Below are 15442 nucleotides of genomic sequence, written 5' to 3' on the forward strand. Positions count from 1 at the left end.
GGACCACGGGACGGCGTTCATCTGTCGGCGAAAACCGGTTGAACGTGGCCAGGCCCCGACGTAGGTTCTGAGTACACGTGAAGGGAGGTGGTCCAAGGCATGATGTGCTATCGGACTCGTGAGGTGGCGGCGGGCTAACCGCCAACCACTTATTCAGTGGGCAAGTGGCTAGTCATTCCGACGCCAGCCACCGGGCCCGCGGGTAGTCAGGAAAGTCCGCCTGACCCAGAGTTCGGCCACCCGGCCGTGTCTCCGGAAGCGCCCGCGGGTCTCTTTTTTGTCTCAACCCGGCGGTGGGCAGTCCAGGCCCAGCGCCTCGCCGATCTCGTAGAGCTGCGCCTGGAAGTAGGCGCCGGCATCCTCGAGCGCCCAGTGCAGCTGGCCGAAGACCTCCATGCAGATCAGGCCGTAGAGCCGGGTCCAGCAGTTCAGCGCCAGGTAGACCGCGCCGGCCGGCATCCCGTCGAAGTACTCCGACTTCTGCTGCAACTGCGCGACCAGTTCCGGCCCGAGCGACTCGTCGGACGGGCTCGGGAACGGCTGCTGGTGCCACACCTGCGCGACGAGGTCCTTGAAGACCGCGCCGAACCGCATCGCCGCCTGGTGGTTCGGGGTCAGCTCGTGCCCGTCGGCCAGCGGATTCGGCACCGGAGCGCCGAACAGCAACCCGAACTCGGCCGGATGCGCCAGCGCCCAGTCCCGCAGTCCCCCGGCCACCAGGAACAGCCGAGTGCCCAGATCCGCCTCCGCATCCTCGTCCCGCAGAGCCACCAGTACTGCGGTGAGCTCGTCGTACAGGTCGGCGATGACGGCGGAGATCAGGTCCTCATGGCTGGCGAAGTACCGGTACAGCGCGGGGGCGCTGAGGCCGAGCTCGCGGGCGACCGCGCGCAGGCCGACCGCGGACGCGCCGCCCTCTACCAGGAGCTTGCGCGCCGCCGCCTTGATCTCGGCGACCGTCGCGGCCCGCTGCCGGTCCCGCCGGGTCCCCGTCGTACTGAGGTCCACTCGCACCTTCCCTCGGACCGGTCGTCCGTGATCCGCACCAAAGCCACTTGACAGGCAGAGCCTAGGGCCGTTTAGAGTTTACACCGTTAACTGTTAACGGTGTTCACCAAAGCGACCACTGTTCAATGTACGCCCCTGGGGAGACTTCGTGTTCGAGACACTCGGCCGGTTCAACTACCGGCGCCGCCGCCTGGTCCTCGCGCTGACGGGCGTTTTCGTGGTCGCCGCGATCGCCTGGGGCACCGGCGTCTTCGGCTCGCTCGCCAACGGCGGCTTCGAGGCGCCCGACACCGAGGCGTACCGCGCCGTCCGCACGATCGAGCAGACCGTCGGGCGGACCGGCACCGACGTGATCGTGCTCTACCGCAGCGACTCCCGAACCGTGGCTGACCCTGCCGTCCGGCAGACCGTCGAGAGCCACCTGTCCGGCCTGCCGACCGACGAGGTACTGCGCACCACGACCTTCTGGAGTACCCGCTCCCCCGCCTTCGTGTCGAAGGACCAGCACTCGACGTACGCCGTACTGACGCTGGCCGGGGCTGATCCCGAGGAGCGACTGGCCACCTTCCACAAGATCGCCGACCAGGTCCGCCAGGCGCCGGCCGGGCTCGACGTCAAGGTGGGCGGCGAGGTGGCGGTGTTCGACGAGGTGAACACGCAGACCGAGCACGACATCGTGCAGGCGGAGACCATCTCGCTGCCGATCGTACTGGTGCTGCTCGTGGTGGTCTTCGGTGGTCTGGTCGCGGCGAGTCTGCCCTTGTTCGTCGGCGGTCTGGCGATCCTCGGCGCCTTCGTCGTCCTGCGGGTGCTGACCACGTTCACCGACGTGTCGGTGTTCTCGATCAACATCGTGACGATGATCGGACTCGGGCTGGCGATCGACTACGCGTTGTTCATCGTCACCCGGTTCCGCGAACAACTTGCCCTCGGCAATGATGTCGAGACGGCCCTGACGGTGACGATGGGCACGGCCGGCCGCACGGTCGCCTTCTCCGGCGTCACCGTGGGCGTCGCGATCGCCAGCCTGGTGCTGTTCCCGGTGATGTTCCTGCGCTCGATGGCGTACGGCGGGGCCGCGGCGGTGCTGGTCGCCATGATCGCGGCGCTGACGGCGTTGCCCGCGTTGCTGGCGGTGCTGGGACATCGGGTGAACAACCTCAGGCTGCCCTTCCTCAAACGTGGCGGCGGCCTCGGTTCCACCGAGCACGGGGCTTGGTACAAGCTCGCGCAGAGCGTGATGAAGCGCCCGATCCGGTACGTCGTGGTCCTGGTCCCGCTGCTGCTCGTGCTCGGAATCCCCTTCCTGCAGGCGCAACTGGGTGGAGTGGACCACCGGGCGCTACCAGCCGGGGCCGACAGCCGTACGGTCACCGAGACCTTGCAGAGCGCCTTCGCCGGTGCGGGCGGTTCCGACGTACTGGTGGCTGCTCGGTTGTCCGCGGCGGATCCCGCGGCCACGCTCGCGCCGTACATCGCTGAGCTGGAGCGGGTGCCCGGCGTCGAGAGTGTGCGGCTGGGCGGCTACGAGGACGGCGTGGCCTCGGTGGTCGTGCACACGCACTACACCTCGCAGGAGTTGCCGGCTCGCGAGGTGGTCAAGGGCGTTCGGGCCGTGACTCCTCCGGCCGGCACATCGGTCGAGGCGGGTGGCGACACGGCGGCGCTGGTGGATCTGCTGCACGTGCTCGGTCAGCGGGTGCCGTGGATGGCCGGGTTCATCGTGCTGGTGACGTTCGCCCTGCTGTTCGTTGCCTTCGGCTCCATCGTGCTGCCGGCCAAGGCGCTGCTGATGAACGTGCTGTCGCTGTCGGCGTCGTTCGGCGCGATGGTGTGGATCTTCCAGGACGGCAACCTGTCCGGCCTGCTCGACTTCACTCCGGCCGGCTTCCTCGACGCGACCAACCCGGTGCTGCTGTTCGCCGTCCTGTTCGGGTTGTCGATGGACTACGAGGTCTTCCTGCTCAGCCGGATCCGCGAGGAGTACGACCGGACCGGCGACAACACCCGGGCCGTCGCGCTCGGCCTGCAACGCACCGGCGGCATCATCACCAGCGCGGCGCTGCTGCTGATCATCGTGGTGGGCGCGTTCGCCACCTCGGGCATCGTGTTCGTGAAGATGATCGGCATCGGCCTGGTGATCGCGATCGCCATCGACGCCACCGTGGTCCGCGCGTTACTGGTCCCGGCAACGATGCGGTTGCTCGGTCGCGCCAACTGGTGGGCGCCCGCTCCGCTCGCGCGGTGGTGGCAGCGCCACGGGTTCCGGGAGTCCGGGCCGGTCCAGGAGCAGCAACCGGAGCACGAGCTCACCCAGGTTTAGGGCTGGAGTCGCACCAGGCGCCACGCGTCGTCCGCGCGGTAGTAGGCGAGGCGGTCGTGGAGCCGGCCGGTGCGGCCCTGCCAGAACTCGAACGCCTCGGGCCGGACCCGGTAGCCACCCCAGAAGTACGGCGCCGAGATCTCGGTACCCTCCGGCCACTGCCGCTCGTACGACGCGTACTGCAGGTCCAGCTCCTCCCGGGACTCCACCGGCTGGCTCTGCTGGGACGCCCAGGCGCCGAGCTGCGAACCGCGCGGACGGGATGCGAAGTACGCCTCGACCTCGTCGGCAGCGACCATGCTCACGGTGCCCTCGATGCGGACCTGCCGCTCCATCGCGTGCCACGGGAAGACGAGTGCGCAGTACGGGTTCGCGGCGAGGTCGTCGGCCTTGCGGGACTGCTGGTTGGTGAAGAAGACGAGGCCGCGCTCGTCGAGTCCCTTCAGCAGGACGGTCCGGGCCGAGGGCTTCCCGTCCGGGTCCGCGGTGGCAAGCACCATCGCGTTCGGCTCGGGCAACCCGGCCTCGGTCGCCTGCGCGAGCCACAGGCCGAACTGCGCGATCGGGTCGGCGTCCACCTGACTCTCGAGCAGTTCGCCGAGGCCGTAGGTCTGCCGCATCTCTCCTAGATCCACGACAGCGAGCCTACGAGGTCCGCCCGCTTTCAGCGGCGCCCACCACCCCACGAGCGACCGAATCGGCTGGCCCGGAAGAGGCGCCAGACCTGTCCCCGCGCCAGCTTCCGTACTACGGCCTGCCGCCGCAGGCGTTGCCTGAACGGGTTCACGCGGGCCGGCGGCACGGTCGCGGTCCGCGTGACGGGTGCAGGGGCGGGTACGCTGATGTGCTGATTGACCTCGGTGAGGTGCCTCGAAGACCGCTCGCCAGAGGAACTGCCGGAGCGCCACTTCCTGCGCCGCCGTACTGCTGCCCCCTTCGGAATCGTCGGCGCAGCAGCTGGATCGGCGGACCAGCGGCGTACGCCGAGGACGCCGAACCGGTCACAGATCTGTCCGCGCGGCAAGGCGGAGAACTATGCTGCCTGAGCGCCTAAGGTCCGGACAAGGGAGTCGCAGACGTATGTCAGATCCGAAAACCGAGGTTCAGCACGGTCTCGAGGGTGTGGTCGCGTTCGACACCCAGATCGCTGAGCCGGACAGGGAAGGTTCGGCGCTGCGCTACCGCGGCGTCGACATCGAGGATCTGGTCGGCCGGGTGCCGTTCGAGAACGTCTGGGGTCTGCTCGTCGACGGAGCCTTCACGCCCGGTCTGCCACCGGCCGAGCCGTTCCCGCTGCCCGTTCACACTGGTGATGTCCGGGTCGACGTGCAGTCCGCGCTGGCGATGCTCGCCCCGGCCTGGGGGCTGCGGCCGCTCTACGACATCGACGACGTCCAGGCCCGTGACGACCTGTCCCGCGCCGCGGTGATGGCGCTGTCGTACGTCGCCCAGGCGGCTCGTGGCATCGGGCAACCAATGGTGCCGCAGCGTGAGGTGGACAAGGCGACCACGATCACCGAGCGGTTCATGATCCGCTGGCGCGGCGAGCCGGACCCCAAGCACGTCAAGGCGGTCGACGCGTACTGGACGTCCGCGGCCGAGCACGGCATGAACGCCTCCACCTTCACCGCCCGGGTGATCGCCTCCACCGGCGCAGACGTGGCCGCCGCGCTGTCCGGCGCGGTCGGCGCGATGTCCGGACCGCTGCACGGTGGCGCGCCGGCCCGCGTCCTGACGATGATCGAGGGCGTCGAGAAGAGCGGTGACGCCCGGGCCTTCGTGAAGGGACTGCTGGACGGCGGCGAACGCCTGATGGGATTCGGGCATCGCGTGTACCGCGCGGAGGACCCGCGCGCCCGCGTCCTTCGCCGTACGGCCCGCGAGCTGGACGCCCCGCGGTACGAGGTCGCCGAGGCGCTGGAGAAGGCCGCGCTGGCCGAGCTGCGCGAACGCCGGCCGGACCGGGTGCTGGAGACGAACGTCGAGTTCTGGGCCGCGATCGTGCTCGACTTCGCCGAGGTCCCGCCGCCGATGTTCACCTCGATGTTCACCTGCGCCCGTACTGCGGGCTGGAGCGCCCACGTGCTCGAGCAGAAGCGCACCGGCCGCCTGATCCGCCCGTCAGCGATCTACTCCGGCCCGACCACCCGCCCCGCCGACTCCGTCGAAGGCTGGAACCCCTCATGGGCCTGAGGTCTGCCCTACGTCCGAAGAAGTGAGGGTCCTGACCCATGGCATTCGGACGTAAGGTTTCTGAGTGAGTCCTGACGCGAAGCAGAAGTCCGAGGATCTGCTGGTGATCTCGCCGGTGAAGGCGTTCACCTGTGCGGACTGCGGCAGTACCGAGGCCGACCTGATGCGGCTCGAGGATGATGCTCCGCACTGCCTCGAGTGCGTTGACCTGGACCACCTGGTCTTTCTGCCGTCCGGCAACACCGCCCTGACCCGGCGGGCGCGCAAGGCGAGCACGCTGTCGGCTGTGGTGATCCGCTGGAGCCGGGCTCGCAAACGGTACGAGCGGCAAGGGGTGCTGGTTGAGCAACCCGCCCTCGAACTCGCCGAAGTGCAGTGTCTTGCCGACGAGGACGTCCGCGCGCGGCAGCGGGAGCGGGCACGCGAGAAGCGAGCGCTCGAGGATGTCGACTTCCAGCAGCGAATGGCTGTGGAGATTGCTCGGCTGTTCCCCCGCTGCCCTGCCGACCGCGCCGAGGCGATCGCCAAGCATGCCGGGACGCGCAGCAGCGGGCGCGTCGGCCGGTCAGCTGCCGGCCGGGCGTTGGAGGAGAACGCAGTCACGCTCGCTGTCGTCGCCTCCGTCCGGCATCAGGACACGCGGTACGACAACCTGCTGATGGCGGGCATCCCGCGAGCCGAAGCACGCAATCAGATCCGCTCCGAGGTCGACGAAGTACTCGACGGCTGGCGTGGGTAGGAGACGTCAACGGCGGCTCTCGCTGGGTGGGCGGCCGGTGCGTTGTTTGTACTGGCGGCTGAAGTACGGGGCGTCGGTGTAGCCGAGGGCGGCGGCGACCTGGGTGACGGACATGCCGGTCTCGGTCAGGAGCTGGTGGGCTCTGTCGATCCTGGCCTGGATCAGGTACTGCGCGGGCGCCATGCCGTTCTGGGCGACGAACCGGCGGGTGAACTGGGCTCGGGACAGTGCGGCCCGCGCAGCCATCTCCGCGACACTCCAGTCACGGCCGGGGTCCTGCCGGATCACCTGTGCGACCTCCAGCACGGCCGTGTCCGTCGCGCTCTGCGGTGAACTGTGCGCCGCCTCCCAGATCAAGCAGAGCAGCTGTTCGAGGCAGAGCGCGGCCTGCCGCATCCCCAACGCATCACCGCGCCTGTACGCCGTATCGGAGCGCTGGGCGAGTGCGCCGAGCAGTACTCGGTCCGGCAGGTCGGCCCACCGCTGCTCCGGTACTACGCCCGCCGGGGTGACGATGAAGTGCATGCCGAAGACCAGCAGGCGGCGACGTGGATCGTGGCCGGCGGTAGGGGCGTCGCCGGGAGCGAAGACGGCGCAGGTGCCCGGGCCCAGCTCCCGGGTGGCGCCGTTGAGCTCCAGGCGGCCGATGCCGTCGAGGACGCACCACAACAGGTGATCCGGGAGCGGCCGCGACACCCAGGACCAGCTCGGCTCGCACCGCCAGAAGGTGGGCGGCGAGAGCAGGTGCAGGTCCAGCGGATCAGCGAGCACTGGTCGATGCGTCAAAAGCTCAAGTCCTTGCGTCGATCATCCGTGGCTCCGGGATGGCTACGGATCGGAGAATCTCCTTGTCAGGGTTCTCAGTATGCGTTGTCGCCGGATCGTGCCGGGCCGACCAGGGGAGACATCGGTGAGCGTTTCGTTCAAGCAGGAGTTCGACACCTCGGGGTACACGCTGGTCCGTGGACTGTTCGCGGCGGACGAGGTCGAGCGGCTCCGGGAGCACTACATGGTGCTGCGCCGGCGGAGTTCCTACCCGGGCGACGTGGTCGGCGTGCAGGCCGACAGCCGGGATCCGCTGCGCCGGTACCCGCGGATGGCGCAGATGCACCGCTGGGATGAGCTGTCCCTGTGGTGGATGATCGACGACCGCCTGGACGAGGTGATGACCGCCTTGCTCGGCAGGTCGCCGTACGCGGTCCAGACGATGATCTACTTCAAGCCTCCTGGCTCGCGGGGTCAGGCGCTGCACCAGGACAACTTCTACCTGAAGGCGGAGCCGGGGACGTGCGTGGCGGCCTGGATGGCGCTCGACAAGGTGGACCGGGCGAACGGCTGCCTCGAGGTCGTGCCCGGCAGCCACCGCTGGCCGATCCTGTGCACGGAGAAGGCCGACACCAAGGTCAGCTTCACCGACGTGACGGTGCCGCTGCCGGAACCCGACGCCGCAATACCGGTGGAGATGGAGCCGGGAGACGTCCTGTTCTTCCACGGAGCGCTCGTGCACGGCAGTGCGCCGAACGTGACGGCCGACCGGTTCCGGCGGGCGCTGATCGGCCACTACATCGAAGGTGAGGCCGAGCAGGTCGCGGAGTACTACCACCCGGTCATCCGGATGGACGGCAGCGTGCTGGAACTCGGCGTGGCCGAGGGCGGCGGCGCGTGCGGCGAGTGGGTGACCACCGAGGACGGCCCGGTCGCGGTGATGACCGGCCAGGAGACGATCACCCGCAAGCACGAGTAGCCCGGTTGAGACCCGTCGGCCGGGGTCTGCGGGGATATGGAACACTGGGTGGTGCTGACAGCGTCGTCGGCAAGGATTTCCGCCAGACGACGAAGGGAACCGCTGGTGACCAGCGACATTCAGATCCCCGCAGAGTTCAAGCCTGCCGACGGACGTTTCGGTGCCGGTCCCTCCAAGGTGCGCCCCGAGGCCGTGGCGGCCCTGGCGACCGAGGGCGCGAAGCTGCTCGGCACCTCGCACCGCCAGGCCCCGGTGAAGAACCTGGTGGCCCGGGTCCAGCAGGGTGTCTCCGACCTGTTCCAGCTGCCCGACGGGTACCAGGTCGTGCTCGGCAACGGCGGCTCGACCGCGTTCTGGGACATCGCGACCTTTGGGCTGATCCGGGAGAAGAGCCAGCACCTGAGCTTCGGCGAGTTCTCCTCGAAGTTCGCCAAGGCCTCCCAGCTCGCCCCGCACCTCGGTGAGCCGAGCGTGATCAAGTCCGACCCGGGCACTCGCCCGGTCGCGGTCGCCGAGGCAGGCGTGGACCTGTACGCGTGGCCGCACAACGAGACCTCCACCGGCGTGATGGCACCGGTCAAGCGGGTTGAGGGTGCTGACGAGGGCGCCCTGGTCGCGATCGACGCCACCTCGGGTGCGGGCGGTCTGCCGGTCGACATCAACGAGGTCGACGTCTACTACTTCGCGCCGCAGAAGTGCTTCGCCTCCGACGGCGGCCTGTGGATCGCCCTGATGTCGCCGGCCGCGTTGGCCCGGGTCGAGGAGATCACCGCCTCCGGCCGCTGGATCCCGGCGTTCCTGGATCTGGCGACCGCGATCGACAACTCCAGCAAGCACCAGACGTACAACACGCCGTCGCTGGCCACGCTGTTCCTGATGGCGGAGCAGACCGACTGGATCAACAGCCAGGGCGGCCTGGAGTGGAGCGTCGCGCGCACCACCGACTCCAGCAACCGGCTCTACACCTGGGCCGAGAAGTCCGACTACGCGACCCCGTACGTCGAAGACGCCGACGCCCGGTCCCTCGTCATCGGCACCATCGACCTGGACGACTCCATCGACGCGGCCGCGGTCGCCAAGGTGCTCCGCGCCAACGGCATCGTCGACACCGAGCCCTACCGCAAACTCGGCCGCAACCAACTCCGCGTCGCCATGTTCCCCGCGGTCGACCCGGACGACGTGGAGAAGCTCACCCAAGCCATCGACTTCACCGTCGACGCCCTCCGCTGACCCACCCCCCAACCCAACAGCCGCCGCCCCGGAAGGCCGGCGGCTGTTGCGCGCCCGGGCCAGCCCGGCAGCCCGCGGACAGACTTAGCCACCTGCCGTAGGGGTTGGAGCGGCGGAGGGTTAGGCGTCGGAGCGGCGGGGGTTAGGCGTTGGAGCGGCGGCGGCCGTGGGGGTTGGGTGGGGTTTGGCCGGTCAGGCGGGCGTTTTCGGCCATTCGGTCGAGGCGTTCGCGGCGGCCGGCGGGGAAGGTCACAAAGGTGATGATGATGGCTAGGAGAGCGGCGCCGACGACTATCCAGCGAAGGTTGTGGTTCTTCTTCGGCTCCGTGCTGTTGCCGGCGGCTTTGGGGGTTGGGGTGGCCGGGGAGGATGCCGCGGTCTTCTTCACCGGGACCTGGAGCTGGTAGACGGCTGAGCTCGGGCCCTCGCTGCCGACGATGATGTCGTTGCCGGCTGGGCCTACTGCGATCGACTCGCTCTGTTTGGCTAGCACCGTGGCCTTGGCGACGACGGTGGGAGTTTTGGCCCACGCCACGTTCAGGACTTCCAGGTAGGTGCGTAGGACGACGCTCTTGCCGTCCGGCATGAACGTTCCGTCGGTGACTCCGGCCGGCGCGGCTGCCACCTTGGTCAGTTCGTTCGTCCCCTCGCGTGACGCGCTCTCCGGCGCGGCGTAGAAGGCGGCCTTGCTCGAGGACTTCGTCACGAAGTACAGCCGCTTGGTGGACGGCTGGATCAGCAGCGTCTCGGCGTCGTGCGCGCCGTCGGGGTACTCGAAGTCGTACCGGTGGAACTTGACGCTGGCCTGGTCCTCCAACGACGCCGGTTCCGGGATCGTGTAGACCTCGATCATGTCGCGGGTGGCCTTGTTGTCGCCGATGTCGGCGATGTAGATCGTGCCGTCGGTGTCGACCGCGATCGCCTCGACGTCCGTGACGTCCGCGTTCAGCCGTAACTCCGCCTTGACCTCGCCGGTCCGGTCGATGCCGAACACCCGGGCGCTGTCACCGGAGTCGTTCACCGTCCACCAGATGCCGTCGTACTTCGCGCTCTTCGCCAGCCCCGAGGACTCGTCGACCCGCTCGTCATCGATCGTGAACAACTTCTTCGGCGCCGGCGTCGGGTCCGCCTGCGGCCACGTCTGGGTCACTGCGGAGTCAGCGGAGGCCGCGGCGATGGGGAGGGTGACCCCGGCCAGGCTGAGGAGGGTGACCGCGGTCACGGCCAGGACTTTGCGGAGCAAGGTCAGAACACCGCCTCGCGGTCAGGGTCGAGGACCAGCGCCGCCAACCGTGGCTTGACCTGCCACTCGCCGACGAGCGCCTCGTACTCCGCGCGGACCTCAGGCCCGGCCTTCGCGCCGGTCCGGGCGGCTCGGAGCAGGAGGTTGCGCGGCGTGTGCTCACTGTCCACGAACTGCACCACCTCTACCCGGTAACCGACTTGACGGAGCACCGCGGCCCTCAACGAATCCGTGAGCACGTCGGCGAATCGCTCCCGAACGATGCCATACCTGGTGAGAAGCGCGTAAGGCGGCGGTGGTTCGACGCTCTTGAGCTGTTTCTGGATGTCATGGTGGCAGCAGGGGGCCGCGAGGATCAGCGGCGCCTCCCAGCCGACCGCCCGGGCCAGTGCGTCGTCGGTCGCCGTGTCGCACGCGTGCAGCGCCAGAACCACGTCCGGCGGGGTGTCGAGCTGGGCATCCTCGATGGTCGCGTCGACGAAACGCAGGTGGTCCTGCCAACCGAGCGCCGCCACCCGCTTGCTGTTCCGCTCGCGCGCTGCCGGGGTGCGATCGATTCCCGTCATCCGGATGTCGTGCCCCGCCGCCGTCAGCAGGTGGTACGCCGCCAGCGTCAGGTAGGCGTTCCCGCAGCCGAGATCGACCACCTGCAACGGCCGCCCGGCCGGAATCCGGCCAGCCGCCAGTGCCTCCTCCAACGCCGGCGCCAGCAACTTGCAGAACTCGTCGATCTGCTTGTACTTCGACTGCCGGGACGGCTTCACCCGCCCGTTGTGATCGCTGATCCCCAGCTCGATCAGGAACGGAGCCGCCGGATCCAGCGCGCGCTGCTTGACCCTGTCATGCCCGGTCCGCTGCTCCCGCTGAGCCCCCTCGCGGCTCAGCAGCACCTTCCCCTTCTTCGTGAACCGCAGCCGCAAAGTCTCCTGAGTCGTCTCCACATGCCAGTTCCCGTACGGCACCCGCAGCAACTCATCCACCACCTGCTCGGCCGCGTCCCCGACAGCGACGTTGCGGATGTGCGCCTGGCGGTCGTCGTACTCGGTCAGTTGGAGGTGGCGGGTGCCCTTGAGGTCGACGTAGCGGAGCTCAACTCGCTGGTACTGCGGGGCTTCCGCGCCTCGGCGGCGCCCAGATCCGATCGCCCGGACCAGCGAGCCCGGCTCGAGCAGAGCGGCGCGAATCGCAGACCACGCCCCGGACTCGTCGTCCACTGGGCTTGTCTGCTCCTCAAGGTCCTGCTCTGCCTGCATCGCGCCATTGTCGCCGACCGCTCCACCGCATCACAAAACTGTCTCGCTCTCCCACGCACAGTCACCACCCGCACCGGCCGGCGACGGAGGACTTGGTCGGCGCCGGCTCACTGGAGTTTCTCGTCGTCGGCCAGGAGGTTGAGGGCCCTGAGGCGCGTCTCGATGCCACCAGGCTGGCGGCCCAGGGCGGCTACCAGCTCGTCCTTGGTGGCGCTCTCGTTGAACAGGCGCGTGAGTAGCTCCTCCTGATCGTTGGTCCAGGCGCGGTACGCGTTGGGGTGCGTCTTGCGAGCTTCCTCGATGCGGCGGCCGAAGGAGCGGTTGGACAGCAGCTCCAGCGAGCGAATGCGGGTCTGGCGGTGGCGACCCACCTCCTCACCCTCGCGCCAGAAGACGACGACGCCTTCGTCGAACGTCATCAGATCGGCCGGGACGTCGCAGTAGTCGGCGTCCTCGAGCATCACCCGGACCATGTCTGTCTCCACTTCGTTGACGGGCCGCCACGGCCACTCCGACCGCGTCCTGATCCCTTCTCACCACACAAGATGCCGAGTTCGCCGCCGCAACTCGGACTGATCTGACTCGCTGTGGATAACCCGGCGACTCGCCCGCAGATTGCAAGATCCGTTTGCAAAGAGTCTTTGCAAACGGATTTTGCAGTTGTAGTCTCGCTGTCATGAGCGACCAGGAGCACCAGCCGAAGCCGGCAGACCCGAGTCCCGCGTCGAGCACGTCGGAAGGGCCGAACAAGTCCGTTCGCCTGGACGCACAGCTGTTGCGCGCGTTGGCTCATCCGATGCGGAACCGGATCCTCGGCCTGCTCCGGCTCTACGGCCCCGCGACGGCGACCACCTTGGCCGACCGGTTGGCAGTGAACACGGGTGCGACCAGCTACCACCTACGGCAGCTCGCCGAGGCCGGGCTGGTCGTCGAGGACGACAGCCGCGGCAACGCTCGTGACCGCTGGTGGAAGTCGGCCCACCAGGGCACGGACTTCGACACGAGCGAGTTGCTGGCGGAGGAGCCCGAGCTCGCGCTCGGGTTCCTGCACGGGATCGGGCAGATATACGCGGAGAACATGTTCCGCGCCATCGACAACCTGCAGACCATGACGCCGGAGTGGCGCGAGGCGAGCCTCATCTCGGACTACCTGTTCCAGCTCAGGCCCGACGAGCTGACGGCGATGACGACCGAGATCAAGGCCGTGCTGGAGAAGTACAGCACCGACCTGACCGCGCCGCTGCCCGATGGCGCCGAGCAGGTCTCCGTCCAGATCCAGGCCTACCCCCGGGAGACCCGATGAGCCCGAACAGCTCAGCGGCACAGATCACAGCAACCACCGGTACGCCGTACCGGGTGCCGCTGGTCGCGTTCCTGGTGGCGAACGTGGTGTCGATCTGCGGGACCCGGGTGAGCGCGATCGCGATCCCCTGGTTCGTGCTCGTCTCCACCGGATCGCCGGTGAAGATGGGCCTGGTCGCGGCGGCCGAGACGTTGCCGCTGGTGATCTCCAAGGCATTCGGCGGCCCGTTGATCGACCGCCTCGGCGGACGGCTGGTCAGCGTAGGAGCCGACATCTGCAGCGCGGTGGTCGTCGGACTGATCCCCCTGCTGCACCTGCTCGGCGCGTTGCCCTTCAGCACGCTGCTCATCCTGGTGGCCATCGCCGGCGCTCTGCGCGGACCGGGCGACGCCGCCAAAGGCACGCTGATCCCGGACATCGCCGATGCCGCCAACGCGCCGCTGGAACGTGTGACCGGCCTGGAGAGCACCACGGAACGCTTTGCCGGCTTCATCGCCTTCCTGCTGGCCGGCGGGCTGATCTCGCTGGTCGGCGCGGCGAACGCGCTCTGGATCGATGCCGCCTCGTTCGCCATCTGCGCTGTGCTGATCGCCTGGTGGGTACCGCGCCGCAGTACTGCGGTCGCCGCGGCACCGGCCGACCAGGAGGATCAGGGCACCTACCTACAGCAGTTGCGGACGGGCTGGCTCTTCCTGTCCCGGGACAAGCTGCTCCGGCCGTTGGTGCTGATGATCTCGGTGACGAACCTGCTCGACGCGGCCAGCTTCGCCGTACTGCTGCCGCTCTGGGTGCACGAGCATGGCCACGGGCCGGCGCAGACCACGTTGGTGCTGACGGTGTTCTCGGTCACGGCGACCTTGTTCGCCCTGCTGGCGGCCTCGATCGGTGAGCGGATCCCGCGGCGGCTCGCGTTCACCCTCAGCTTCCTGGTCTGCGGCGCGCCCCGGTTCATCGTGCTCGCCCTGGACCTGCCGGTGTGGGTGATCCTGCTGGCCTTCGCGACCAGCGGTGTCGGCGCCGGCTTCATCAACCCGATCCTCGGCGCGCTCTTCATCGAGCGGATCCCCCGGCACATGCTCGGCCGGGTCGACTCGCTCGCCGGCGCACTCGGCTGGGCCGGCATCCCGCTGGGAGGCGTGCTGGCCGGCGCAACCGTCGCGGGCATCGGACTCGCCCCTGCCCTGGTGATCGCAGGCGCTCTGTACTTCGTCGCCACCCTCTCCCCCGTCCTGATGGGCCGGTCCGAGCATTGGGGTGGCCGCGCGAGCACAGCCCCTAAGCAGGATCTCCCGGGTCCTCAGGAAAAGGCGGACTGTCAGGATCTGGTGGCAGTCCCCACATCTTCGGCTTCGTAGTCACCGGAGTCGCCTCGCGACGCAGGCGCTCGCGCTCGGCCCCCAGCAACCCGAGCAGCACCAGGTCCAGCGTCATCCCGCCGACGGCCGCGAACTGCGTCCCCGCGAACTGGAAGACCTGCGTGACCAGCAGCGACACCAGTACGGCCAATTCGAACAGCCGCACAGCCCGAGCCCGGTCGCCCCGTCGCAGCCGCAGCCAACCCCGCAAGGTGAAAGTTGCCGACAACAAGCTCCCCGCGACCACTCCGAGCACAGGGATGTCGTTCAGCAGTCGCCCCTCGTCCAGCCGGATCCCGGCCGCGATCAAGGGCGCCCCGATCGCCTGCACCACCAGTACTCCGACGGCGATGCGCGGCGCGAGCGGATGAGTGGCGAGCCGGTCGAACCCACGCTGGACGGCACGCCAGGCGGTGTCGACCGGAGCGGCCAGTTCCACCTCGTCCGCAGGACAGGCGGCCAGCAGGCCCCGGGTCTCCATCCGCGCCAGCACGTCCGGCCCGACCAGCCGGAGTTGCTCCGACGCTGCCGCCAGGCGACGCCGGGACAACCCGCCGGCGACACCCTCGACCGCGATGTCGACCACGTTCGACAGGATCTCCCGCTGGTCGATCGGCCGCCGGTTGGTGACGTACCGGGAGCCGAGCACGATCAGCACGAACACGACGTACACGATCGCCGCGGTGGGTTGGTAGAAGTAGTTGTTGTCCGAGGTGACGAACTTGCCGACCTCGTCGATGAACAGCCCGAACCCGACGCCACCCACCAGTGCCGCGGCCGGCCGCACCACCGGCCCGACGTACGCGAGCAGCAGGTAGATCGACAGCAGCATCAGCAGGCCGCCGGGCAGCACGTGCGCGATGTGCAGACCCTTGCCGCCGATCTGCGGGTAGCCGCTCAACCCGAGGATCAGCCGGGTGATCAGGACCGTCGAGACGCCCGACACCACGAACGTGGTCAGGTGCTCGCCGATGCGCACGTTGCGCACCAGACCGGCCCGCAGCAGGTACGGCGACCGCGTGCCCGAGGTATCCATGACGCGCAACGTTAG

14 protein-coding genes are annotated in these 15442 nt (G+C 68.7%); 7 read left to right on the forward strand and 7 right to left on the reverse strand.

Annotated features, from left to right (window positions below):
• Positions 1–282 precede the first annotated feature (282 nt).
• Positions 283–1008 (reverse strand): TetR/AcrR family transcriptional regulator, encoded by a 726-nt coding sequence (locus EV644_RS41450; RefSeq protein ID WP_241999400.1) that lies wholly within the window; start codon positions 1006–1008, stop codon positions 283–285.
• A 148-nt stretch (positions 1009–1156) separates the two neighbouring features.
• Here EV644_RS41450 and EV644_RS41455 point away from each other — a divergent pair, with 148 nt between their 5' ends.
• A complete protein-coding gene (locus EV644_RS41455) occupies positions 1157–3331 on the forward strand; it encodes an MMPL family transporter (RefSeq protein WP_132196772.1) in 2175 nt (724 codons plus the stop codon).
• On the opposite strand, the gene pdxH is transcribed toward EV644_RS41455, so the two are convergent.
• Positions 3328–3951: a pyridoxamine 5'-phosphate oxidase gene (gene pdxH / locus EV644_RS41460; RefSeq protein ID WP_132196816.1), complete on the reverse strand. Its 624-nt coding sequence runs from the start codon at positions 3949–3951 to the stop codon at positions 3328–3330. The two genes, EV644_RS41455 and pdxH, sit on opposite strands and share 4 nt — an antisense overlap.
• 460 nt (positions 3952–4411) lie before the next feature.
• On the opposite strand from pdxH, the gene EV644_RS41465 reads away from it, so the two are divergent.
• Together EV644_RS41465 and EV644_RS41470 are read left to right on the forward strand one after the other, a co-directional pair.
• Positions 4412–5524: a citrate synthase 2 gene (locus EV644_RS41465; RefSeq protein ID WP_132196770.1), complete on the forward strand. Its 1113-nt coding sequence runs from the start codon at positions 4412–4414 to the stop codon at positions 5522–5524.
• A 64-nt stretch (positions 5525–5588) separates the two neighbouring features.
• A complete protein-coding gene (locus tag EV644_RS41470) occupies positions 5589–6263 on the forward strand; it encodes a DUF2293 domain-containing protein (RefSeq protein WP_132196768.1) in 675 nt (224 codons plus the stop codon).
• Between the two features lie 6 nt (positions 6264–6269).
• Here the strand turns inward: EV644_RS41470 and EV644_RS41475 are convergent, their stop codons facing one another.
• On the reverse strand, positions 6270–7049 hold the full coding sequence (locus tag EV644_RS41475; protein WP_132196766.1) for an AraC family transcriptional regulator: 780 nt from the start codon (positions 7047–7049) through the stop codon (positions 6270–6272).
• A 124-nt stretch (positions 7050–7173) separates the two neighbouring features.
• On the opposite strand from EV644_RS41475, the gene EV644_RS41480 reads away from it, so the two are divergent.
• Complete coding sequence (locus tag EV644_RS41480; protein WP_132196764.1) at positions 7174–8007, forward strand: phytanoyl-CoA dioxygenase family protein; 834 nt, start codon at positions 7174–7176, stop codon at positions 8005–8007.
• A 105-nt stretch (positions 8008–8112) separates the two neighbouring features.
• Entirely contained in the window at positions 8113–9237 is a 1125-nt protein-coding gene (gene serC, locus EV644_RS41485) for a phosphoserine transaminase (protein ID WP_132196762.1), read from the forward strand.
• A 142-nt stretch (positions 9238–9379) separates the two neighbouring features.
• Here the strand turns inward: serC and EV644_RS41490 are convergent, their stop codons facing one another.
• The 3 genes from EV644_RS41490 to EV644_RS41500 form a co-directional block, all read right to left on the reverse strand.
• Positions 9380–10459, reverse strand: coding sequence for an esterase-like activity of phytase family protein (locus EV644_RS41490; RefSeq protein WP_241999399.1), 1080 nt, complete (start codon positions 10457–10459; stop codon positions 9380–9382).
• 23 nt (positions 10460–10482) lie between these two features.
• Positions 10483–11733, reverse strand: coding sequence for a class I SAM-dependent methyltransferase (locus tag EV644_RS41495; protein WP_132196758.1), 1251 nt, complete (start codon positions 11731–11733; stop codon positions 10483–10485).
• A gap of 107 nt (positions 11734–11840) precedes the next feature.
• Positions 11841–12194 carry a hypothetical protein gene (locus EV644_RS41500; RefSeq protein WP_241999398.1) on the reverse strand — a complete coding sequence of 118 codons (354 nt, stop codon included), beginning with the start codon at positions 12192–12194 and terminating at the stop codon, positions 11841–11843.
• Positions 12195–12409: 215 nt separating this feature from the next.
• On the opposite strand from EV644_RS41500, the gene EV644_RS41505 reads away from it, so the two are divergent.
• Both EV644_RS41505 and EV644_RS41510 read left to right on the forward strand, forming a co-directional pair.
• A complete protein-coding gene (locus EV644_RS41505) occupies positions 12410–13036 on the forward strand; it encodes an ArsR/SmtB family transcription factor (protein WP_132196754.1) in 627 nt (208 codons plus the stop codon).
• Positions 13033–14391: an MFS transporter gene (locus EV644_RS41510; protein ID WP_132196752.1), complete on the forward strand. Its 1359-nt coding sequence runs from the start codon at positions 13033–13035 to the stop codon at positions 14389–14391. Before EV644_RS41505 ends, EV644_RS41510 begins: the two co-directional genes overlap by 4 nt.
• On the opposite strand, the gene EV644_RS41515 is transcribed toward EV644_RS41510, so the two are convergent.
• Complete coding sequence (locus tag EV644_RS41515) at positions 14312–15427, reverse strand: hypothetical protein (protein ID WP_241999397.1); 1116 nt, start codon at positions 15425–15427, stop codon at positions 14312–14314. The two genes, EV644_RS41510 and EV644_RS41515, sit on opposite strands and share 80 nt — an antisense overlap.
• Positions 15428–15442 lie beyond the last annotated feature (15 nt).

The sequence above is a fragment of the Kribbella orskensis genome, from assembly GCF_004342085.1.
Classification (GTDB): Bacteria; Actinomycetota; Actinomycetes; order Propionibacteriales; family Kribbellaceae; genus Kribbella; species Kribbella orskensis.

Excerpts from the sequence above, each read along its gene's own strand:
- pdxH (WP_132196816.1), bottom strand. The coding sequence starts at position 3,951 with ATGCGGCAGACCTACGGCCTCGGCGAACTGCTCGAGAGTCAGGTGGAC.
- EV644_RS41465 (WP_132196770.1), top strand. The coding sequence starts at position 4,412 with ATGTCAGATCCGAAAACCGAGGTTCAGCACGGTCTCGAGGGTGTGGTC.
- EV644_RS41495 (WP_132196758.1), bottom strand. The coding sequence starts at position 11,733 with ATGCAGGCAGAGCAGGACCTTGAGGAGCAGACAAGCCCAGTGGACGAC.
- EV644_RS41500 (WP_241999398.1), bottom strand. The coding sequence starts at position 12,194 with ATGCTCGAGGACGCCGACTACTGCGACGTCCCGGCCGATCTGATGACG.
- EV644_RS41505 (WP_132196754.1), top strand. The coding sequence starts at position 12,410 with ATGAGCGACCAGGAGCACCAGCCGAAGCCGGCAGACCCGAGTCCCGCG.
- EV644_RS41510 (WP_132196752.1), top strand. The coding sequence starts at position 13,033 with ATGAGCCCGAACAGCTCAGCGGCACAGATCACAGCAACCACCGGTACG.
- EV644_RS41515 (WP_241999397.1), bottom strand. The coding sequence starts at position 15,427 with ATGGATACCTCGGGCACGCGGTCGCCGTACCTGCTGCGGGCCGGTCTG.